Below are 21,927 nucleotides of genomic sequence, written 5' to 3'. Positions count from 1 at the left end.
TCTTATTTCCATTGCTTTCCTCGGGCATTGCTCCTTGCCTAGCGGACAATGAGTAGGGTCTCGCCTGCCTCTGGCAAGTCGCGTTAATAACGCACTTCAGACTGTAGACAAAGTCATATCGGGAGATCAAGCGTCTTTTTTTCATTGCTTTCCTCGGGCGAGGCGCAAGCCGTTGCTCCTTGGTCCTAGCGGACAATGAGCAGGGTCTTGCCTGCCTCTGAAAGTGCGTTAAAAACGCACTTTTCCCCGCAGGAGTCAACGAAACGTGACACTTTTTAGGTAATACCGTGAGGGAAATCCAGGCATGCAGACGGCTTAGAGCGCAATCCGTCTCGAATCGCTTTTAAAGCGAAAAGCAATCGATCGCGACCCTGCAGCTTTGCTGTAGCGGCGTGACCGAATGCCGCTTTGAAGACGAGGCGAGACAGGGGAGCGCGAACAGATTGCCTCTCGTTATCGCATGTTCACGCTTCATAAGCGTTTGTCTACACGCTGAGTGCGTTAATAACGCACTGTTCCCGTAGGAATCAATGGAAAATAAATCTTTTCCGAGACCATTTGGCTGAAGCACTATGTGAAACACAGATCTTTTAACGCGTATCCTGAATGGTATTGCTCCAACGCGAAAAACAAGCAGAAGCGAATTTGAACGAATACATACGCCGTCTTCCCTCTTCAGTATAAAAAGCAACGGTTCAACTGACCCCTATAAATTGTTCGATATTGACACTTTTAGCTAGTCCAGTATTTTGATAGATTTAAGCTATTCAAAATCTATCATAAAGAAGGTCTGACTCATGCAAAACGCAACACCGTATTCAAGCACTCGTACCCGGCAACTCGTCATCACGTCGATGTCGATTGCACTTGTTTTTGTCGCAACATTCTTTATTAATATTAAATTGCCAATCGCAGCGAACGGCGGACTTGTCCATATGGGGACGGCCATGTTGTTCATTATCGCCCTCTTGTTCGGACCGCGAACTGCCATGATCGCCGGAGCAGTCGGAATGGGACTCTTCGATATCGTATCAGGCTGGACACTTTGGGCTCCGTTCTCGTTCGTCGGACGTGGTCTGCAAGGTTTCGTTGTCGGTTATATTGCCTGGACATATGGTCGTAAAGCAACGAATGTCAGCGTCAACGTACTCGCAATGATTGCTTCTGTTCCATTTATGCTTGGCGTTTACTATATCTGTGAAGGGATTCTTTATAGTAACTGGATCGCTCCTGTTGCTTCAATCCTAGGTAACCTCGTTCAAAACGTCGTCGGAATCCTCGTTGCGATTCCGGTCAGCGCAGCTTTAAAGAAAACAGCATTTTTCCGCCAGCGCGGATAATCCATATGAAAAGCCCTGTCTCCTAACGATTAGGAAACAGGGCTTTTTCATTTTGTCGTTTTTAATGAATCGGTTGTGCGGCTGTTAGTTTAAGTGTTTCGGTTGTTTCCGCATGGATTTCGTCAAACAGATCCGGGTGCGCAACAAGCGATGTTCCGTATGACGGAATCATCTCCTTGATTTTAGCTGTCCAACCGTCGATTTGATCCGGGAAACATTTTTCGAGCACTTCGAGCATGACCGGTACAGCGGTCGAAGCTCCCGGTGACGCACCGAGTAAGGCCGCAACGGACCCATCCGCCGCACTGACGACTTCCGTTCCGAACTGGAGCGTCCCTTTTCCTTGTGGTGTATCTTTGATGACCTGAACGCGTTGTCCCGCGACGACGACATCCCAGTCTTCAGTTTTTGCGTTCGGAATGAATTCACGTAGCTCGTTCATCCGTTGTTCTGTCGAAAGCAGCACTTGTTCAATCAAATATTTCGTTAAGCCCATTTCTTTTGCTCCGGCAGCAAGCATCGTCAAGACATTGTTCGGTTTGACGGACGCGAGCAAATCGAGATTCGAACCGGTCTTAAGGAATTTCGGTGAGAACCCGGCAAACGGTCCGAATAACAGTGATTTCTGCCCGTCGATGTATCGTGTATCCAAATGCGGGACCGACATCGGAGGTGCTCCGACTTTCGCTTTCCCGTACACTTTTGCATGGTGCCGTTCCGCGATGTCCGGATTTTTACAGACGAGGAACAGACCGCTGACCGGAAATCCGCCGATTTGTTTTGATTCGGGAATCCCTGTTTTTTGGAGCAATGGCAGACTGCCGCCACCGCCGCCGATAAAGAGGAACTTCGCCGTATGATGTTCAATCCGGTTGTCCTGTTCGTTTTTGACTTTGACTTCCCAGCCGCCGTCGACTCGTTTCAAGTCTTCGACGCCGTGCCCATAATTGATTTCAACGCCCTGTCCTGCGAGGTGCGTGAATAAAATCCGTGTCAGCGCACCGAAGTTGACGTCTGTCCCCGAATCAATTTTTGTTGCAGCGATCGGTTCCGGTGACGTCCGCCCTTCCATGATGAGCGGAATCCATTGCTTCAGCTGCTCCGGATCATCAGAAAATTCCATCCCTTTAAAGAGTGGATTCGCTGATAGCGCTTCCAATCGTTTTTTCAGAAACTCGACGTTTTCCGCTCCTTCGACCATACTCATATGCGGAATCGGCATAATGAATTCTTCTGGATTCGGTAAGACGTTTTCTTTGACGAGATGCGACCAAAACTGGCGTGACAGTTGGAATTGTTCATTTACTTTCACGGCCTTACTGATATCGATCGTTCCGTCTGCATTCTCTGTCGTATAGTTGAGCTCACATAACGCGGCATGACCCGTGCCCGCATTGTTCCACTCATTCGAACTTTCTTCCCCTGCGTTCGGTAACTTCTCGAACACTTTAATTGTCATGTCAGGCGCGAGCTCTTTTAATAAGACCCCTAGCGTCGCACTCATGACTCCTGCACCAATCAATATTACGTCTGTTTGTTTAGGCATACTGCTCATGATATCCTTCCTATCCCCGTTGATATTATGGACCTGCCATGAAAAATAGAGCGCTCTCATGACGACAACTTACCTTTCCATTATAACCCTATCACAGGTCGTTCATATATTAAAATATTGGGTGTTTCCGACTTAAAATAGATGCACTTTCCCTGAATCGCACGCGCACATCCTGAGACATACTTTCAGAGAAAGCGGATATATACTCTAGTAGAAGAAAAAGGGGGAATGATTCATGGCGACACGCTGGATTTTTGGCAATCAGCTGAACCACACGTTACCGCTTCTGCAGGAAGCGGATCCGAAACACGATGTCATCCTGATGGTCGAAGCAACGTCCCGCTCGACCTGGAAAATGTACCACAAACAAAAACTGGTGCTGATTTTTTCAGCGATGCGTCATTTCGCAGACGAACTCCGGAATAAAGGGTTTACGGTCGATTACCGGGAAGCGGATTCGTTTGACGAAGCATGGAAGCAGCACCAGCAACAATACAAACCGACGCACCTGCTCTATACAGCCATCACAGACGAACCGATGCGCCGTGCCATGAAAAAATTCCAGGAAAGTCTTCCGAAGACAATCACCGTCGATGTCTGTTCCGACGTTCCGCTCTTTTTGCTGACACAGGACGAAGCCGTCGCCATGCTCGGGGACAAACCGTGGAAGATGGACCGGTTCTATCGTCAACTCCGAAAAGACCGCCTCCTGTTAATGAACGGAACCAAACCGCTCGGCGGAAAATGGTCGTTTGACGCCGATAACCGAAAACCGGCGAAGGACGGCGTCGATTTTAAAGCACCGATCCGGTTCCGGCCGGATCAGATTACGCGTGACGTCATCAACAAAGTCGAGACGACGTTTGCCGATCATCCGGGGCAGCTCGATGCGTTCCACTGGCCGGTCACACGACAGGAAGCACAGCGGGCACTCGCCCGTTTCATCGACGAACGGCTTGAGACATTCGGAACCTATCAGGACGCGATGCTGACAGGAGAGGATACGTTATCACACTCTCTCCTTTCCTCGTCGATCAATATCGGGTTGCTGTCACCGGACGAAGTCATCAAAGCCGTTGCCGCTGCGCTTGAAGAACAGGAGGCGCCGCTCAATGCCGTCGAAGGGTTCATCCGCCAGATTCTCGGGTGGCGTGAGTACATGCGGGCCGTCTATCTGAGTGAGATGCCCGGTTATGAACAGGTCAATGTCCTCAAACACGATCGTGACTTGCCGGACTTCTTCTGGGACGGTCAGACGACGATGACCTGCGTCGCCGAGTCGCTCCGCCCTGTCATCGAAACGGCGCACAATCATCATATCCAGCGGCTGATGGTGCTCGGAAACTTTGCCAATCTGTTTGAGATTTCGCCGCAACAAACGGCGGACTGGTTTAATGAAATGTACATCGACGCCTATGACTGGGTTGTCCTTCCGAATGTACTCGGCATGGCCTTGCATGCCGACGGTGGTCTCCTCTCGACGAAACCGTACATCGCGTCGGCGAACTACATCCATAAGATGAGCGACTACTGCGGGAACTGTCCCTTTAATCAGAAGGAGGCCCTAAGTGACGAGGCCTGTCCGTTCAATGCCTTGTACTGGGACTTCATCGCGAGGCACGAGGAACGCTTCTCCGGCAATCAACGGATGACGATGATGTACCGGCAGTGGGCCAAGCGGGACAAAGCGGATCAGCAGGCCATCCGTAAAAAAGCGACGGCATTGAAGAAACAGTTGGCGGACGGACAGTTTCATCGCTGAGTCTGCCACTGCGACAGCTCGACAAAGACCCGACTCCCTGTCTTCTTCGGCAGGCAATCGGGTCTTTGTCTTTCAGCTCAGGAGCGCGGGTGAAAAAAAGTGAGCGCGCCTTTGTCAGACGCTGCTCTGTTTTTTTCATCACGCACTGTGCCGTTCTGCTTTTTGATGTTTTTTCGTCCGCAACTGATACAGGACAAACAATCCGATGAACCAGACCGGTGTCAGGAGTAAGGCCGGACGGGTTTCATCCGCGACGAGCATGACGACGAGGATCAGTCCGAACAATCCGAGGACGAGGTAGTTGACGAACGGTGTCCACGGTGCCTTGAACGTTGACGCCGCATGCAGTTCCGGTTGTGTTTTCTTATATTTCAAGTGACAGACGAGAATCACACCCCAGACCCAGATAAAACAGATCGCACTGATTGTCGTGACGATGCTGAAGGCTTGTCCCGGGATCAATTTACTGAGTAACGCACCGCCCGACACGACGAGTGTCGAAATGAACAAAGCATTCGCCGGGACATGGTTTTTATTGAGCTTCGAAAAATTAGCCGGTGCCTGTTTTTGATTTCCGAGATTATAGAGAATCCGGCTTGTCGAGAACATTCCGCTGTTACAGGCTGAGGCAGCAGACGTCAAGACAACGAAGTTGATGACGCCGGCAGCAAGCGGGATTCCAATCAAGCTGAACGTTTTAACGAACGGACTTTCCGTCGCATTTAGTCCCGTCCACGGATTGATCATCAGGAGAACCAGTAACGCCCCGACGTAGAAGAACAGAATCCGTAACGGAATCTTGTTGATGGCAGATGGAATGTTCTTTTTCGGATCGGCTGTTTCCGCTGCTGAGACCCCGATTAATTCAACTCCGACATAGGCGAAGACGACCATCTGGAAGGACAACAGGAAGCCGGTCACACCGTTCGGGAACATTCCGCCGTGTTGCCACAAATTACTGACGGTTACAGGACCTGAATCGGTTTGGAAACCGATGATCAGTAAGACGATCCCGACACCAATTAAACCTAAAATCGTAATGACCTTAATCAAGGCGAACCAAAATTCAAGTTCCCCAAACAGTTTGACTGTCAGTAAATTAAAGCCGAGTAAAATCAGGAGCGAGATCACAGCCGGAATCCACTGCGGAATATCGAACCAGTATTTCACGTACACGCCGACCGCAATGACGTCCGCCATCGCCGTCATGATCCAGCAGAACCAATACGTCCAGCCGGTCACGAACGCGGCACGTGGACCGAGATAATCTTCTGCGATATCCGTTAATGATCCGTATCCGGCTTTTGACAATAACAATTCTCCCAGTGCCCGCATGACGAAGAAAATCGCAATCCCGACGAGTAAATACGCAAAGACGATCGATGGTCCCGCGAGTTGAATCGCTTTCCCAGATCCTAAAAACAATCCTGTCCCAATCGTTCCCCCAATCGCAATCAACTGGACGTGCCGATTCGATAAATCCCGTTTCAATCCTTCTTGTTGTTCCAAACCTGAACTCCTCCTTGAATGCTTTCTCTAGTTCCCCGGTCGGACTGTTCTGTCAGTCCAACAAAAAAAGAGACTGGACGGGTGTCCAATCTCAAAAAAATCATCAGAATAGCAAATAATCATCCCTTGACTGGCGACGCCAATTCAAAGAATCAAGATTTAGTACTCTTCTGTCCTTTTGCCTGAGATTGTGAACCCTTCGGCGCCGCATCATGCGGTCTCTCCAGAAGCTGCTCCTGCCATAGTGTGACCCATGACAATCATAGCTTTCTCTTTTATTCGGTTGCTGAGGTGACATAATCACCTGAATTGTTTTTAATACTAGTAATCTTATGATTGTTTGTCAACCGTTTTAGTTTATTCTTTCATTTCTTCTTTCATAGACTGAAACAGGAATCGATGTTGATTTTCTAGAAAAAGTAAATCACTACAGTCAATTAGGAGGATTATCATGAAAAAAATTTACTTGATTCGCCACTGCGAAGCATCCGGACAAGAACCGGACGCTCCGTTGACGAAGAACGGCTATAGACAAGCTAAAGGATTGGCTTCCTTTTTTGAATCGCTCCCTATTAATCGCATCCTATCGAGTCCTTTTCGCCGAGCAATTGAATCAATCGAAGCTGTTGCTTTTCAGAAAAATTGTCCCATTGAAATCCAAGATGATTTGCGCGAACGTGTCCTAAGTCGTCAACCACTGACCGATTGGCAGGAGCATCTCCAAAGAACGTTTACTGATTTTGATTATGCGTGTCCGGGCGGAGAAACGAGTGCAGAAGCGACGCGGCGAATCCAAGACGTCCTGAATGACGTTTGGTCACATTCTGCTGAGACAACTCTTCTTGTCACGCATGGCAATCTACTTGCGCTATACCTCCACTCACTCGATGCCTCTTTTGGTTTTGAACAAGGACAACAACTTCGCAATCCCGATGTATTTCTCGTGACAGAAGTTGACGATGCTCTCGTTTTCGACCAGTTAGATCTCTTCTGATTCCACTGATTGGTTGCACCGACCGTAACGTTCGAGTTCAAAAACGGTTTTCTCGAAATCGAGTAAGCCGTTTTCGATACGTATACCGAACTGAACGGCTCACTCGTCAATCTGCTTGTCTCCGGTGCCGGAATCATCGGAACTTTGTTGGTCTGAAAATCGGCAGTCGCAGAACACCGCGAAAACCGATTCTCCTGACCAGCGGACTCATCATGATTGGCAGTTTCATCGTTACGGTTGCGTTCGGCAACATCTCGCCACTCGTTTCGTACATCTTTGCCTTCATTTCCGGTTTTGCGATGTACATCCAGTATCCGATTTTCATGAACTTGGCACATGAGATGAAAGGGATGACACCGCAAAAAATCACCGTCCTCTTCGGTCTGTTTTGGGCAATCGCTTATGCGACACAGACGATTTTCACCATCATTTGGAGCTATGCCCTCGGTCATATGGGCTATACCGTCTCGATGGTCGTCTTTTTCGTCAGCTGTTCGACTTATCTGCTGTTCAGCTTTTTCTTACCTGAAACAAAACCGAAGCAGACGCAACCCGCTTCGAAAAAAACGGCGTAACATTGCAAAAACCCATCGTGTTTCCTGACGAAAATACGATGGGTTTTTAGTTACAATAACGCGTATGATGTGATGTTGCCGCGTTGTTTACGTAACGCAAACAGCATCGGAATTAAACCTTCATGATACGGAATGAACGTCCCTGCTTGAATCCGGGCGATGATTTCCTCCTCCGTCGCCCAGGCGACAGCTTGCACTTCTTCCTGTTGTAAGACGAGTGTCGACAAATCGATATCTGCCTCAATTAAGTAAACATCATCGAACCCTTCATCAAAATGCGACGTCAAATGCGGGCGCATGCCCTCAAAATCATAGCGCAGGCCAATCTCTTCAAACAGCTCCCGTGCTGCCGCCTGCTGGCTCGTGTCTCCCGCGACCGCACTTCCCCCGACGGTCAAGTCCCACAAGTTGGACCAGCCTTCTTTGAAAGGTTGCCGTTGCTGAATCAACATTTCGCCGCTTGAGTTAAACAGACAGACGTGCACGACTAGATGATAATCGCCGCCTTGTAACTTCTTTCCCCGTGTCCATGTCCGTCCTGTTTTCTCGCGGTCCGCGGTATAGATATCCCATTGTTCCATTTACTTCTTCCCCCCTGCCCAATTGTCCGCAAACAGCGTCGAGACCGTTTTGTCTGCTTTCGCCCGGTCGAGTCCGAGCACGACACTTAAAAACAGTGTCTCCGCCGTCTCGTCGAACAGTGTCAGTTCGTACTGTTTGCTGAGACGAACCCACCGTCTTTTGCCTTGACCGATTTTGTTTCCTTGATACGTGACACTAAACGTCATCGTCGCCCAGTTGATGTCGATCTGCAGGTCCCGGCTGTCAATCCGGTAATCCGCAAACATCAAAAACCCGGTTTTTTGAATGGTCGCAACGACACGCCCGTCCACTTCCACAAGGATATGCGGCAGCATGCTGAACGTCTGTTTCGTCACGCGGCCGACCTCGGCTGTTTCTTGTACGACTTGCCAATTTTTCTGCATTTGCAACAACTGCCCCGTCACTTCATGCGTGACGTGTCCGGCTTCATCTTCAATCGTAAAACGACGGTTCAAATCCATCGTCTGGTTCATCAAAAGTGCTTTCATCGGTTCCTCCCTGAGTTCGGTTTATGAACTAGCCTCTTCGTCCTCTTTGACACAGTCAATTGCGACGACCAGCGCAATCAACACCTTCTCGACATCCGGGTCAAAGACTTGAATCTCGTAACTGTCACCAAACGTGAACCATTTTTTCTCGACGCTCCCGACGACTTCCCCATGACGTTTGATTTGAAAATCCATGTCCCACCAATCGCCGTCGATTTCTAAATCTGCCGCGTCAATCGTGTAACGGTCTTTAAAGAATGTAAATGATTTTTCGATCGTCAGTGTTTCGCCATCGACCTCAACAAAAAACTTCGGCAACAGGCTGAATACTTTCTTCGTGATGGTGGCGACTTCTTCCCCGTCGACGCTCGAAATCGAAAAGGTCTTCGGAATTTGCATGAAGCTCCCTTCGACAAGATAGACATCCTGTTCCTGCTGATCTTGAATCGAAAAACGCCCCCGTAAACTGAATATTTTCTGTTTCATGTAAAGTGTGTGCATGGCTCTTCATCCTTTCGAAATTCAGAAGTTTTATTATCCTACGCACCACACTAGTATTTAGTTTCAACACAATACGAATATTTCACATAGTTAGTTAGGTTTGTTAGCGTCTCGTGAGTGGTATCGGATTAAGACTACAGTTCGCTTAGGAGGTCCACTCATGCCCATCCATACCGTCATCTTGATTACCTTACTTCTGCTCGTTGCGCTCGTCTTCATCGTCCCGCTTATTGTCGTTCTCTACTTATGGGCGACCGATTCACGTCAAAAAGAACATGCCGTCCTCCGAAATTTTCCCGTCCTCGGTAAAATGCGTTATATCTTAGAAAAGATGGGTCCGGAACTTCGGCAATACCTGTTCTTGAACAACAATGAAGGAAAACCATTTTCCCGAAACGATTACAAATCAGCCGTCATCGCCGGTAAATACAATTCACGGATTCTCGGTTTTGGATCAGAACGTGACTTCGATGAAGCCGGTTTTTATATCCAGAATGCCCTCTTTCCGACGAACCGCGATGAACTCCGGGTCGCGAACGATAACAAAGTTCCAACCTACTTATATGAACTCGATCAAGATAATTTATTCACCCGGAAAGAACATCTCGTCGAAAAACAAGTCGCGCCCTTTTTATTACAGGACGACGACGCCCCCATCATCGGTGAAGCGACGTGCCGCCAGCCGTTTCAAGTCCGCGGACTGATTGGACAATCGGCGATGAGCTTCGGTGCACTTGGAGACCGAGCGATCACTGCGCTGTCGATTGGCCTCGGACGCGCTCAAGGTGCCTGGATGAACACAGGCGAAGGCGGTCTGTCCGACCATCATTTAAAAGGCGACGTCGATATCATTTGCCAAATCGGTCCCGGACTGTTTGGCGTCCGGACGGAAGACGGTGACTTTTCATTCGAAGAATTTGAACAGAAAAGTCAAATTCCCCAAGTCAAAGCATTCGAATTAAAACTTGCCCAAGGTGCAAAAACGCGTGGTGGTCACCTCGAAGGTGAAAAGGTCACACCGGAGATCGCCAAAGTCCGGAAAGTCAAAGCCGGTGTCGGCATCGATAGTCCGAACCGCTTTAATGAGTTCAAGACGAACGCCGAGATGCTGGCATTCGTCGAGAAGTTACGCGACATCGGTGGGAAGCCGGTCGGCCTCAAAATCGTCGTCGGGAAAGTCGATGATATCAAGGATCTTGTCGCCTATATGGCGGAGTCCGGCAAACATCCCGATTTCATTACGATTGACGGCGGCGAAGGCGGGACCGGGGCGTCGTTCCAGGAGCTCGCCGACGCGGCGGGTCTTCCGATCAAATCGGCGCTCCCCTATGTCCATCAGCTCCTCGTCGCATACGGGATTCGCGACCGGATTAAACTGTTTGCGTCCGGTAAGTTGATCAGTGCCGATAAGATTGCCGTCGCCTTAGGGCTCGGTGCTGATTTCGTCAACATCGCCCGCGGCCTGATGTTCAACGTCGGTTGCATTCAGGCGCAAGTCTGTCACACAAACCATTGTCCGGTCGGTGTCGCGACGACGGATCCGAAACTGCAAAAGGCCCTCATCGTCGACGAGAAGAGCTTCCGGGTGACGAACTACATCATCTCGCTTCGGGAAGGGCTCTATAATTTGACGGCAGCGGCCGGACTTGAAAGCCCGACGCAGCTAACGGCTGAACACATCATCTACAAGGATCAAAATGGTCATGTCACGAAAGCAACGGCGCTGAACTACAATCCATTGAAATGATTGACGTGTGCAAGCAGCTGACTCCTACGATCTGTGGAGTCAGCTGCTTGCACTTTTTCTGCAATACGCTTAAAGTATATAGTTGATGAAATTTTAATTGAACAAAACGAATTACCTTAAGGAAAGGGTTTTATATACGATGAAAAACAACTTTTGGCAGGACCTGCCACGACCATTTTTTGTACTTGCACCAATGGAAGATGTCACCGACGTCGTCTTCCGTCACGTCGTCGCGAAAGCAGCGCGGCCGGATGTCTTCTTCACTGAATTTACGAACACCGAGAGTTACTGTCATCCGAAAGGCAAACAGAGTGTCCGCGGACGCCTCGAGTTCACGGAAGATGAACAGCCGATGGTTGCCCACATTTGGGGCGACAAGCCGGAATATTTCCGTGAGATGAGTATCGGGATGGCGGAAATGGGCTTTAAAGGCATCGATATCAACATGGGTTGCCCGGTCCAGAACGTCGCCGTCAACGGAAAAGGATCAGGCTTGATCAACCGTCCCGACGTTGCGGCCGAACTGATTCAAGCAGCGAAAGCCGGCGGTCTGCCGGTCAGCGTCAAGACGCGTCTCGGCTATTCGAAAATCGAGGAGTGGCACGACTGGTTACGCCACATTCTCGAGCAGGACATCGCCAATCTGTCGATTCACCTGCGGACGCGTAAAGAAATGAGTGCCGTCCCGGCGCACTTCGAACTGATTCCGGAAATCAAGAAACTCCGCGATGAAATCGCGCCGCAAACGCTCCTGACAATCAACGGAGACATCAACGACCGGCAGCACGGTCTGGAACTCGTCGAGCAGTACGGTGTCGACGGTGTCATGATCGGTCGCGGGATTTTCCATAACCCGTTTGCGTTCGAAGTCGAAAAGAAAGAGCACTCGAGCGAAGAGTTACTAGGCTTGTTACGTCTGCAACTCGACCTGCATGATCAGTATTCAGCGGAATTCGAACCCCGTCTGTTCAAACCGCTCCGTCGGTTCTTTAAGATTTATGTCCGCGGTTTCCGCGGGGCGAGCGAATTGCGCGCCCGTTTGATGGAAACGAATTCAACGGACGACGTCCGGGCGCTGCTCGACGAATTCGTCGAACAGGAAGGCATTCACGCCGTCAATTCGTTTTCGATTTAATGTAATCATGTGAAAGAGCAAGGCCACGCGCCTTGCTCTTTTTGTCGTCAGTTCGCTACCGCTTCCAGTCGAATCTTTAAACAGGTGAATTCAAATGGTGTGTCGCAGGTCACCCGTTCAAGCCGCCGCTTTCCGACACGCCGGTCGAGCAAGGCAAAGCCGCGGATAAAGGCATGGGGATGCGTCAACGCTTCTTCAATTGATAGTGTCGGGTACAACAGAAAATCCTGTTGGACGGCATAATTGGCATGCCATCCCTCTTGTTCCAACTCCCGTTCGATTTGCTGGTCTAATTCACTTGATGCCTTATACCAGTCTGATTGAAAGATTTCCAACGTAATCTGTTCCGGCTTTTCCGGCAAGCGGTTCTTCACCAACGCATAACGACGATCTGACTCTAATGTAAAACGTAAATCTTCGGCCTTAAAAAAGGGTTTTCCATCCAGTGTCATCCAGACTCGAGCTTCGCCGTCATGAAAATGACGATCGACTGTTGCATAGAGATTTATACGTGTCTGAAGCGATGGTGCGACAAACGACAACATCTGTTTTTTTATTTTTGAGAATTGCATCGGGTCCTCCTTTTACACACATCAAACACCAGGCAGCAACTGACTGCCTGGTGTTTAGTTTACCCGTTCTTCATATCGAACGACTCCGTCAACGTGAAAGTAATTTGCTTCACATCAAGACCCCCGAGCGTAAAGTAGAGCTTGAAGTAATTATGCGGATTAAAGACGAAAACGTCTTTCGTTTGCGTCACCCATTCGCCGTTCGTCCCGTTGAATGTAAAGGTCGCGACCGGCATATTGTTCGCAAACAGCGTCACCGGCATCTGCGCCAGCTCACCGGCAAACGAACGTACTTCTAGCGAAACATGATACATACCTGTCTCTTCTGCAGTCACAGCAAAAACATGACTGTTCCCAGTTGACGTAACAAGTTCATCGAAGACCAGTGGCACACCACTGATGAGTGGTTGATGCGTCATGGCTTGTTCGTTTGTATCCATTGTTTCTTCTGGTAATCCTATCACTTCAACTGTCGCTTCTTGACCAAGCGCCCGTTCCATGACCGGTGAGCGGAGAATGAAGCGGCAAATGTTTGATGCACTCCGGAGTAGCTCCGCCCGTGTCAATGTGCCGTCAGTGATTGATGTTAATGTATCATCCTCAAACGGATTGGCACCCGATTCACCGACGACCATGTATAAATCGTTTTGCGAACGGACCATCGCTGCCGTTTGTTGACGGTTCGCGTCCGTTCCTTCAGCATTGATCTTCGCCCACCAGTCGGTCATGACAACACCGTCAAAGCCCCACTCGTCACGCAGAATCCGTGTATTCTGATCGTAGAGTCCTGCGGTCCAAAGGCCATTGACGGCACCATACGTCGTCATGATCGCATAGGCCTGTCCGCGTTTGACAGCATGCTCAAATCCTTTGAGATAAATCTCCCGTAAGGCCCGTTCCGAGACAATCGAATCGAGATCATGGCGATGGAATTCCTGGTTGTTGGCGCTTAAATGTTTAAGTGTTCCCGTCACGCCGACCCGGTGCATCCCGTCCAGTTCAGCGACCGCCATCATCCCCGTCAGGTGCGGATCTTCCGAGAAGTACTCGAAATTTCGCCCGTTGAGCGGATGACGGTGAATGTTCATGCCCGGTCCGAGCAAGGTATCGACGCCGTTTTTCCGAAGTTCAAGACCTGTCATCTCAAACAAGTCCGCCACGAGCTCGACGTTAAAGGTCGAGGCGACAAGCGTCCCGTTCGGAAGTGAAAAGGCTTTTGTTCCGATATCCATCCGGATGCCGGACGGACCGTCGGCACAGCAGGCTGCCGGGATCCCGAACGCCGTCAGCCGGTCGGTCACGCCGCCAAACGCCGCCGCTGTTCCCGGTGTGACACGCGGTGAATTCATCCCTTCACCGCGCACGATTGCGGCGAGATCCTCATCCGTCAACTGATCGAGGAACACGTCGAGTGATGTGTTGCCTTCGTAAACGTCCTGCAATGTCAGTCCTTGATCGTCCGAGTAGATCCGCTCTACGGGACGTTCCGCTAAGCGACGGGCTTCCGGATCAATCGTCCGCAGCGGTGTTGCTTCGTACGACACGTCGTAACCGGTCTCCGTCTGTTGCGGCTTCAAGCGGTCGAATGCCGTGACCGGTGCCATGTTTTCGCTTAACGTCTCGATCACCTGTAACTGCCCGATCGTTTGCGTGGCCACGTGCGCCGCCGTCCGGACATCTGTTCCGACGTACAGATGATATGCTCCCGCTTCGATGACGTAAGACGATTTATGACCGGTCAGACCGGAGTCATCGTAGCTCGCGTATTCCGTCAGTGGAACCGTTAACGTCAGCGTTTCACTTTGACCCGCTTCAAGGAGTTGGGTCTTCGCGAACGTCACAAGTCCGCGCGCCGGATTGCCGAGCTTCCCTTGTGGTTTCTCAAGATAGACCTGGACGACTTCTTTTCCGCTGTGCTCTCCTGTATTCGTGACGGTGACGGTGACGGTTAACGTCACCTGTTGATCCGTCATATCGACCGTCTCCGTCGCGACGTCAAACGTCGTATACGATAAGCCGAATCCGAACGGATAGAGAACGTCGTCTTTCGCAAACGTCTCGAAGTAACGGTACCCGACATAGATGTCTTCTTTGTAAATCGCCCGGTCTTCGTGACCGAAGTACGGTGTCGACGGATACGCATCAAGTGAACGGGCAATCGTATCCGGCAGTTTCCCGGATGGTGTGACAGCGCCCGTCAAGAGATCGACCAAAGCATTGCCGCCTTCCATCCCGCCTTGCCATCCGTACAGAATCGCACTCGGATTGAAATCGACTGCCCACTGCATATCGATGACGTTCCCGACGTTCAGTAAAACAACCGTCTTCGGGAAGGTCTGCGAGACTTTTTCGATCAACGTCAACTCGACGTCCGTCAGCAGATAACTGCCCGGGTCCGCCGTGTTATCCCGGTCTTCACCGGCTGTCCGGCCGATCATGACGATGGCGACATCTGACTGTTCCGCTGCGGCTGCGACCAACTCATCGCTAACCGGCATTTCTTCCTGTGACCATGTTTCTGCCGCCCAACCTTCCCCTTTATCAAACGGGTGATCTTCGAGCCATGCTTCATAGACGTCGAGTAACGACTGGTTCAGTGTCAAATCCGGATGACGTTGCAGGGCTTCGAGCGGACTGACTACGTATGAGACGTTGACCATTCCACCTGATCCTGTTCCACTTTTATAATAATTGAACTGATTGCGTCCAAAAACAGAAATCGTTGTCCCGGTAGCAAGTGGTAACGTCTGATTATCATTTTTTAACAGGACCGCGCCTTCTGCGGCCGTCTTTCGTGCAAGTGCTGTATAAGCGTCCCAATCTAGCGTGTATGTCGTCATCTGCTCATCCCCCTATGGTGTTTGTATCAGATTTTATCTCAGCAAACCGTTTCTGAAGACCGTTCGCGATTTCCGTGATGCAGTCTTCCGCTTGCGGGTATTGCCCGAGTTTTTCAATGAAGGCATGATCCATGCCGTTGTACTGAATCCGTTTTGTTTTGACGCCGGCCCGCGCGAGTTTCCGTCCGTACGCTTCGCCTTCAAGACGGAGGTAATCGTACTCTGCCGTGATGATTAACGTTTCCGGTAATTCTGCCAGCTTGTCACTGAAGAGTGGTGAGACGTGCGGATCCTGTACGTCCGTCGTCCCTTGCAGGTACAAGCGGTTTAACAAGCCATCCGTGTCTTCAAGTGCTGTGACAATCCCTTCAAGTAACTCACGATTTTCGTTCATCTCGTACGCGTCAAGACGCCACTCGAAGTCGTCCGTCGGCAAGGCGGCAAGATTAACGACCGGATAGAGCAGGACTTGGTACTGGATCATCTCTGTCTGTTGTTCGCGGTCAAGCAGGGCACAGACGGTCGCCAGGTTGCCGCCGGCACTGTCGCCGGCGACAGCCAGCTGCTCGCGGTTGATGCCGAGCTCATGCGCCTGTTCATAGACCCATCTGACGGCCGTAAAACAATCGTTCAGACCGCTCGGGAAAGGATGTTCCGGTGCGAGCCGGTAATCAATCGAAATGACGACGACGTGCGCCCGTTCTGCCAACAACTTACACGGGTGCTCGACCGGTTCAAGTGTCCCGCCGAAAAAGCCGCCGCCGTGGAAATAGACAACCGCCGGTAACGGTTCCGTCGACCGGGGACGATAGATTCGTGCCGGAATCGGTTGTTCCCTACTTGGAATCATGATGTCTTCCGTCGTGATGTCTGTCGTCGTCAGATCAGTATTGATCCAACCCATCCCGGCCCGTGCCGCTTCGAGTGAAAACGGGATGGGTTCCGGTGAATGTACTTGCTGCTGCATCACGTCCATGACCCGTGGATCGAGCACACCTTTTTCTTGACGGTCCGGCACCGATTTGGTGACAACTTCGACACCTGCCTGTCGTACCCCCGTCGTTTCTGTCGTTAGTTTCTGAACAAGGTTGCTGTAATCGCTCATACATCTTCCTCCTGCAACTGGATTTTTTATCATGTTTATAAGAGAAACATCATTTGTAAAAATAAGTATCGAAACCGCTTTCGTAAATCTCCAAAAAATTTTCGGTATCCCCTTTATCAATAAAAAGATACCGCTTACAAAACCAATCATACGCATCTTTATCCGATTAATCAATCATTCTGGATGATTCCAAAAAAGCCACTCATCTTTCGCGTGCTTCCCTTACCGGAATGACGTGAAATGAATGGCTTTTTGACTTAACTTAAAATATTTTCTTCGGAAACAAGCTTAAAGCCGTCAATGATTGTATCTTCCTCGACTTCAATCAACAGACACTGTTTACCGTTGTAATTGACCTGTTTGATGTACTTCAAGTCTTGCGGACTGACCGTGATGTTTGCGACTTTCGTATTAATTTTAATCGACTTCGCTTCATAATTCGGGATGATGTTGCTCGCTTTCATCTCGTATGCCGTATCATCGATGACTGTCTTAAACGCCCGCTCGACCTGTTCCGTGTCGACGTCTTCGATGCCGCTCGCTTTTAAGACCCGTTCGACTTCTTTGACGTCAAGCATCGGAATCTCTTCCGGCTCGTCTTCTTTTTCATCCTCAAGCACAAGCAGGTGATTGACTTCCTCATAGACGCCGGCAAGCGTTTTGGAATCGACTTCTTCGCCGATGACGAGTTTGACGATTTCTTCAAAGACCGCTTTATCTTCTTCCGCCGTCACGATATGGTCCCCGTTCAGGACATTTTCGATGAAGGCAAGGTCCGGTTTATTCGGCTTGCTTGCTGTGTAAAGGACACGGTTGACGTCCGCCGCATTATCGGTAAAGCACGGGAATAAAAAACCGCCGATCGGTGACGCGAGTTTAATGACCGGATTGATCAGCAGGTTCGATTTGAATTCGAGATCAACGTAGTCGAAGACGAGCGACTGTTTCGGCAGTTCCGTCTGATTGAGACTGCTGAGAATGAACGGTGTCGTATAGACTTCATCGTTCTTATCAACTTCCGTCTCGTCTGCCTGCCGTTTCGTCGTCTTGTAATACTGCCCACGGATGAACGTGACGACGATATCGTTTTCGTACTGCACGTCCTGCACCATCTTCAGCGCAATCTGTTGCATCTGCTCCGTCCAGTCTTCCGTTTCTTCCGTGTACAATCCTTCATACAGCAACTGTTGCGTATGTCCGGTCGCGCCTTCTTCCGGCTGCTGGAACTTGACCTCAAACAGCTTGATGTCGAGCTTACCGGTTAAAACTTTCTTGAAGTTCGCGAGGAATAGTTCCTGTTGCTCGAGTTCGAGAAAAGCGAACGGTCGGCTTTCTTCATAGAAAATTTCACTCGTTTCCTTGCGGATATATACATTATAAATTTCGTTGATTTTAAGTAGTTCCGAGTCGACCTTAAAATGGCGACGGATATCACTGATGTCTTGTTTGTTCACGGTACAGCTTCAGCTCCTTGGCGTTTGAATTCCTGATGGCTCTTAAAAAAAGAGTGCCTCCTGTCCGAATCGAACAGAGGTACCCCTTTACTATACAAGATTTGAATCAAATTCGCTGACAGAGTTCAATTCTTCGCCCGGGAACTGAATAAATAATGTCTAATTAGATAACCGACCAGAAAAATCAGCAACGCGATGGAAAAGTAGACGATGAAATTCAGCGCGACCGGCAGAAAAATCGAGACGACATAAATGATCATCACCGTAACGGCATAAAACAGTAAAAACTGGCTGATGGCTTTCAATGGATTTCTCCTTTGACGGAATTCGTATCAATCCTGTTCGAAGGCTCTAAAACTGTAAGAGTTCGTAATTGGTTCATGGATCACCAATTCGTAGCCGAGACCTCGTTCATCCGCTTGCTCGACAATCGACTCAATCTGAACCGTATTAAGGTGGCGTTGGACGAAGACGAGTGAAATGGCTACCGCGAACGCTAAACCAGTTAAAAGAACGATAGATGTAATAGATGAATGTAACCTTTTTTTCATGGTCTCAGCCCCTTTTTCAATTAATACGTTTTATTTCATCGAAAGTTCCTAGTTTTATTATTATGGCAGTTTTATAAATCTACTTTCTTTGTGTCTTCATATTGTCCATGTCAATACCATTTAATTTTTGTAATTTTTACATGATTTCAACCCTTTTAAAAAAATTCAATGGCATACTGAAAAGTGTAAGAGGATTCTCTCATCATAACCTACATAAGAGGAGGCAGTTCATGTTCCAGAAACTCAAGTTACTCGCCGTATCCGTTGTCTTGTTCCTCACTGCATTTCAGTTCGACCTTTCACCCGTCTCGGCACTCCCGTCCGGACTTCCGTCAAAAGCAACCGCTCAGTCTGAATTAAATGCACTAACGGTTAAGACCGAGGGCACGATGACCGGTTACTCCCGTGATCTCTTCCCGCATTGGAGCAGCCAAGGTGGTGGATGTGACACACGCCAAGTCGTCTTGAAACGCGATGCGGATTCCTACGTCGGCAATTGTCCGGTCACGTCCGGCTCATGGTACAGTTATTATGACGGGCTGACGTTCACGAACCCGTCCGATCTCGACATCGACCACGTCGTACCGCTCGCTGAAGCCTGGCGTTCAGGGGCCAGCAGTTGGACGACGACGACCCGTCAAGCATTCGCAAACGATCTGACAGGTCCGCAACTGATTGCGATCTCCGCAAGCTCGAACCGTTCAAAAGGAGACCAGGATCCATCAACATGGCAACCGACACGCTCGGGTGCAAGCTGTGGTTACTCGAAGATGTGGATCCATACAAAAAGTCGCTGGGGCTTAAGTCTCCAAGCAGCCGAAAAAACAGCATTACAAACGATGTTAAACACATGTTATTACTAAAAGAAGCACACATTCCCCATAAATCAAGTTATCCGGAAGGACTGATTCGATGGAAACGAAAACCTCTACTTTCACCGCCACGCATGGTGTGATGACAAATGAAGTCGGCGTCATCAGCGGCGAGCTGGAATTACGGACGACATGCCAGGAGGACGGCATGCTGGAGCTTGCGATTTTATATGCCGGGGCAACAGACGTCTATACCTTACCAGGGAAAGATTATCAGTTATATGATGCCCGCGATCATGACGTGGTACACCGGATGTTAGCAACTGTGCTTGAACGTACTTAAGAAGAGAAAAAGCAGCCATGGCGAAGGTTCTCGTCTTGGCTGCTTTTAAATGTTTTATCGTCCGATGCGACGAAAGGCAACAATCACACCGACTGAACTCATTAAGAATGCAAACAGAATATACGCATCGCTTTTCGTATAGTCTCCACTCGTTTCGTCACTGTCTGCATTGTTACTCGCTTCATTATTTAAGGGTTGATTGTTATTTGGATTTTCTCCATCAGCATTTTGAGGCGGTCCTTGTCCTTGTCCTTGTCCGCCCCCCATATTTTCATTGAGGTACGTCTTTTTCTCTTCAATCGTCATCGTCTCAAAATCATCTGGTAAGGCGATTGGCAGATTTCCAGATTGAATCTGTTCGACAAATTGATTAAATTCTTCATCTGTCATCGAGTTAATGTCGGGTCTTGGCCCCATATTCCCTCCTGGTTGTGCTGGTGCACCTTCTTCATTCGTAGTTTGTTTATTATTGTCTGGGGTTTGATTTGCAGCTGAATTGTTTTCAGCTACCTCGTCAGCGTCAACCACGAGTTCACCCGATAATTGAGCTAATATTGATTCACTGCGTTGTTTAGCAAACTCTGGGAGACTGTTTTCACCACTGACACCTTCTAAAAATTCTTCCGTTGTAAAGAATTTAGAAGGATCGCTGTCGACGTAGGGTTCTAATAAGATACCGAGCTTCGACGTAATAGACTCCACGTTTTCTTCAGTTAAAATTTCAGTCGCAATTTCTTCTAGATACTCCTCGTATTGCTTCGATAAGGTTTCGTCACTTAATAGTACGTTCAACAAAGGACGTTCAGATAAAGTTGTATCAGAAACGGGCTGATCTATGCTGAAGTTGATCGTGTCTTCACTTAATAATTCTCCAGCCTGCGTTCCGCCACCTTGATTCCCTCCACCTGCTTGAGGAGTTACCGGTTCTGCATCTGTATCAGACTCCTGCGTGGGCGGGACTTGTTCCGGTCTAGTTTCAGGAGCTGTTACTTCTTCACCTTGTGTGTCTGCACCATTTTGTGTAGCTTCTTCGCCCGGTCCGCCTTGACCACCGGGTCCACCCTGACCGCCACCACCCATGTTAAATCCACCAAACGACATATTATAATCCCAAGGTAAAATTGAAAATTCACCGTCTGCATCTTCGTAGAGATAATAATTATGCTTCAGTTGGCCTTGATAACTATCTAAGCTGACTAAAGACGTGTTCAGGGCAAAATAGCGGAGCATCTCATCCGTATTCAGGTAATCCTCATACCCCTCCCCTTCATTGATGGCTTTCAGCATCGAGATCAGTTCAGACTCGTCTACACTTTCTTCATTCATTTCAACTTCGATACCGTCATAATCTTCAAGTGAATCACTTATATAAACCAAATCACTACCTGTACCGTCCGGCTTATACAAGTACCCTTCCGTCGTATTATAATTTTGGGCGATAAACGTCTCGTCAATTGCTTCTACACCGAGCATCAGTCCATAGTATTCTCCATTCACCATGACCTTCATGTAGGCATGCTCCGGTGTCTCTATTCCCATTTGCTCCATCAATTCATAAGAAACAAACTCTTTCATTTGTGTCGTGTCACTAAAGTTGTTATTTAAATTGAGTTTGGATAGACCATAATAACTTTGATTGGAATCGTAATAGTTAAAATCTACTTTTAAGCTATACCGGTCTGAATCTTCATCACGAGCAACTGATGTTAATGAGGAGTTTCCTTTTGTACGGATGGCTACATTCGAAACTTCTTCTCCATTAATCGTGATAGAAGCTTCTTTATACTCCTCCTCAAGCGGATTTTCAATCAAATCCTCCCATTCATCGTCATCCATTGAAATCTCAATAGTAGAAACTTCATCTTTATTAAACATGGTTTCGTCATACGAATACGCAGAATTTACTTTTTGTAGTTGAAACTCTTGAACCGTATAAAGGCTCCCCACTGTAAAGAAAATCGCAACGAGCATTAACGCGATAATCCATCTTTTTTTTATTAACATTTCCACCCCTCCATTACGTAAATCTTAAGTGATCTGT

The 21,927-nt window shown here is 48.8% G+C and carries 20 protein-coding genes and 1 riboswitch; of the genes, 8 read left to right on the top strand and 12 right to left on the bottom strand.

Annotated elements, in window-relative coordinates; genetic code table 11:
* Window positions 1–797 precede the first annotated feature (797 nt).
* Entirely contained in the window at window positions 798–1,340 is a 543-nt protein-coding gene (locus KNP94_RS06865) for an ECF transporter S component (RefSeq protein ID WP_215115478.1), read from the top strand.
* Window positions 1,341–1,401: 61 nt separating this feature from the next.
* Here KNP94_RS06865 and KNP94_RS06860 read toward each other — a convergent pair whose 3' ends face one another.
* On the bottom strand, window positions 1,402–2,895 hold the full coding sequence (locus KNP94_RS06860) for a malate:quinone oxidoreductase (RefSeq protein WP_214766276.1): 1,494 nt from the start codon (window positions 2,893–2,895) through the stop codon (window positions 1,402–1,404).
* Window positions 2,896–3,130: 235 nt separating this feature from the next.
* Here KNP94_RS06860 and KNP94_RS06855 point away from each other — a divergent pair, with 235 nt between their 5' ends.
* Window positions 3,131–4,657, top strand: coding sequence for a cryptochrome/photolyase family protein (locus tag KNP94_RS06855; RefSeq protein ID WP_215115477.1), 1,527 nt, complete (start codon window positions 3,131–3,133; stop codon window positions 4,655–4,657).
* 138 nt (window positions 4,658–4,795) lie between these two features.
* Here the strand turns inward: KNP94_RS06855 and KNP94_RS06850 are convergent, their stop codons facing one another.
* Complete coding sequence (locus KNP94_RS06850; RefSeq protein WP_088838270.1) at window positions 4,796–6,166, bottom strand: amino acid permease; 1,371 nt, start codon at window positions 6,164–6,166, stop codon at window positions 4,796–4,798.
* Window positions 6,167–6,326: 160 nt separating this feature from the next.
* Window positions 6,327–6,403, bottom strand: a riboswitch (glycine riboswitch).
* A gap of 214 nt (window positions 6,404–6,617) precedes the next feature.
* On the opposite strand from KNP94_RS06850, the gene KNP94_RS06845 reads away from it, so the two are divergent.
* Both KNP94_RS06845 and KNP94_RS06840 read left to right on the top strand, forming a co-directional pair.
* A complete protein-coding gene (locus tag KNP94_RS06845; RefSeq protein WP_215115476.1) occupies window positions 6,618–7,160 on the top strand; it encodes a histidine phosphatase family protein in 543 nt (180 codons plus the stop codon).
* A gap of 212 nt (window positions 7,161–7,372) precedes the next feature.
* The gene (locus KNP94_RS06840) at window positions 7,373–7,735 is read left to right on the top strand and encodes a hypothetical protein (protein WP_214846179.1); all 363 of its coding nucleotides are present in this window, start codon (window positions 7,373–7,375) and stop codon (window positions 7,733–7,735) included.
* Window positions 7,736–7,785: 50 nt separating this feature from the next.
* Here the strand turns inward: KNP94_RS06840 and KNP94_RS06835 are convergent, their stop codons facing one another.
* The 3 genes from KNP94_RS06835 to KNP94_RS06825 are packed head-to-tail and all read right to left on the bottom strand — an operon-like array spanning window position 7,786 to window position 9,327.
* Entirely contained in the window at window positions 7,786–8,316 is a 531-nt protein-coding gene (locus tag KNP94_RS06835) for an NUDIX hydrolase (RefSeq protein WP_214808499.1), read from the bottom strand.
* Window positions 8,317–8,826 carry an LURP-one-related/scramblase family protein gene (locus KNP94_RS06830; RefSeq protein WP_215115475.1) on the bottom strand — a complete coding sequence of 170 codons (510 nt, stop codon included), beginning with the start codon at window positions 8,824–8,826 and terminating at the stop codon, window positions 8,317–8,319.
* A 21-nt stretch (window positions 8,827–8,847) separates the two neighbouring features.
* Window positions 8,848–9,327, bottom strand: a complete 480-nt coding sequence (locus tag KNP94_RS06825) for an LURP-one-related/scramblase family protein (RefSeq protein WP_215115474.1) — start codon at window positions 9,325–9,327, stop codon at window positions 8,848–8,850.
* Between the two features lie 160 nt (window positions 9,328–9,487).
* Between KNP94_RS06825 and KNP94_RS06820 the strand changes: the two genes are divergently transcribed.
* Both KNP94_RS06820 and KNP94_RS06815 read left to right on the top strand, forming a co-directional pair.
* On the top strand, window positions 9,488–11,074 hold the full coding sequence (locus KNP94_RS06820; protein WP_215115473.1) for an FMN-binding glutamate synthase family protein: 1,587 nt from the start codon (window positions 9,488–9,490) through the stop codon (window positions 11,072–11,074).
* A gap of 139 nt (window positions 11,075–11,213) precedes the next feature.
* Window positions 11,214–12,209 carry a tRNA dihydrouridine synthase gene (locus tag KNP94_RS06815; RefSeq protein WP_214766257.1) on the top strand — a complete coding sequence of 332 codons (996 nt, stop codon included), beginning with the start codon at window positions 11,214–11,216 and terminating at the stop codon, window positions 12,207–12,209.
* 47 nt (window positions 12,210–12,256) lie between these two features.
* Here KNP94_RS06815 and KNP94_RS06810 read toward each other — a convergent pair whose 3' ends face one another.
* The 6 genes from KNP94_RS06810 to KNP94_RS06785 all read right to left on the bottom strand — a co-directional run bounded on the left by KNP94_RS06810 (window position 12,257) and on the right by KNP94_RS06785 (window position 18,731).
* On the bottom strand, window positions 12,257–12,781 hold the full coding sequence (locus KNP94_RS06810) for an SF0329 family protein (RefSeq protein WP_088838281.1): 525 nt from the start codon (window positions 12,779–12,781) through the stop codon (window positions 12,257–12,259).
* Window positions 12,782–12,840: 59 nt separating this feature from the next.
* Complete coding sequence (locus tag KNP94_RS06805; protein ID WP_215115472.1) at window positions 12,841–15,621, bottom strand: glycoside hydrolase family 3 protein; 2,781 nt, start codon at window positions 15,619–15,621, stop codon at window positions 12,841–12,843.
* Between the two features lie 4 nt (window positions 15,622–15,625).
* Window positions 15,626–16,726 (bottom strand): alpha/beta hydrolase, encoded by a 1,101-nt coding sequence (locus KNP94_RS06800; protein WP_215115471.1) that lies wholly within the window; start codon window positions 16,724–16,726, stop codon window positions 15,626–15,628.
* Between the two features lie 257 nt (window positions 16,727–16,983).
* On the bottom strand, window positions 16,984–18,180 hold the full coding sequence (locus KNP94_RS06795; RefSeq protein ID WP_215115470.1) for a DUF4317 domain-containing protein: 1,197 nt from the start codon (window positions 18,178–18,180) through the stop codon (window positions 16,984–16,986).
* Between the two features lie 125 nt (window positions 18,181–18,305).
* Window positions 18,306–18,485: a hypothetical protein gene (locus KNP94_RS06790; RefSeq protein ID WP_088838285.1), complete on the bottom strand. Its 180-nt coding sequence runs from the start codon at window positions 18,483–18,485 to the stop codon at window positions 18,306–18,308.
* 27 nt (window positions 18,486–18,512) lie between these two features.
* Window positions 18,513–18,731 carry a hypothetical protein gene (locus KNP94_RS06785; RefSeq protein WP_088838286.1) on the bottom strand — a complete coding sequence of 73 codons (219 nt, stop codon included), beginning with the start codon at window positions 18,729–18,731 and terminating at the stop codon, window positions 18,513–18,515.
* Window positions 18,732–18,961: 230 nt separating this feature from the next.
* On the opposite strand from KNP94_RS06785, the gene KNP94_RS06780 reads away from it, so the two are divergent.
* Window positions 18,962–19,594: an HNH endonuclease family protein gene (locus tag KNP94_RS06780; RefSeq protein WP_215115469.1), complete on the top strand. Its 633-nt coding sequence runs from the start codon at window positions 18,962–18,964 to the stop codon at window positions 19,592–19,594.
* A gap of 49 nt (window positions 19,595–19,643) precedes the next feature.
* Window positions 19,644–19,886: a hypothetical protein gene (locus KNP94_RS06775; RefSeq protein WP_088838288.1), complete on the top strand. Its 243-nt coding sequence runs from the start codon at window positions 19,644–19,646 to the stop codon at window positions 19,884–19,886.
* A gap of 54 nt (window positions 19,887–19,940) precedes the next feature.
* Here KNP94_RS06775 and KNP94_RS06770 read toward each other — a convergent pair whose 3' ends face one another.
* Window positions 19,941–21,890, bottom strand: coding sequence for a CotH kinase family protein (locus KNP94_RS06770; protein WP_215115468.1), 1,950 nt, complete (start codon window positions 21,888–21,890; stop codon window positions 19,941–19,943).
* Between the last annotated feature and the right edge of the window lie 37 nt (window positions 21,891–21,927).

The organism is Exiguobacterium sp. s80, from assembly GCF_018618725.1.
GTDB classification, from domain to species: domain Bacteria; phylum Bacillota; class Bacilli; order Exiguobacteriales; family Exiguobacteriaceae; genus Exiguobacterium_A; species Exiguobacterium_A oxidotolerans.
The sequence above is the reverse complement of the archived record's forward strand: the minus strand, read 5'-3'. Positions and strand labels throughout refer to the sequence as shown.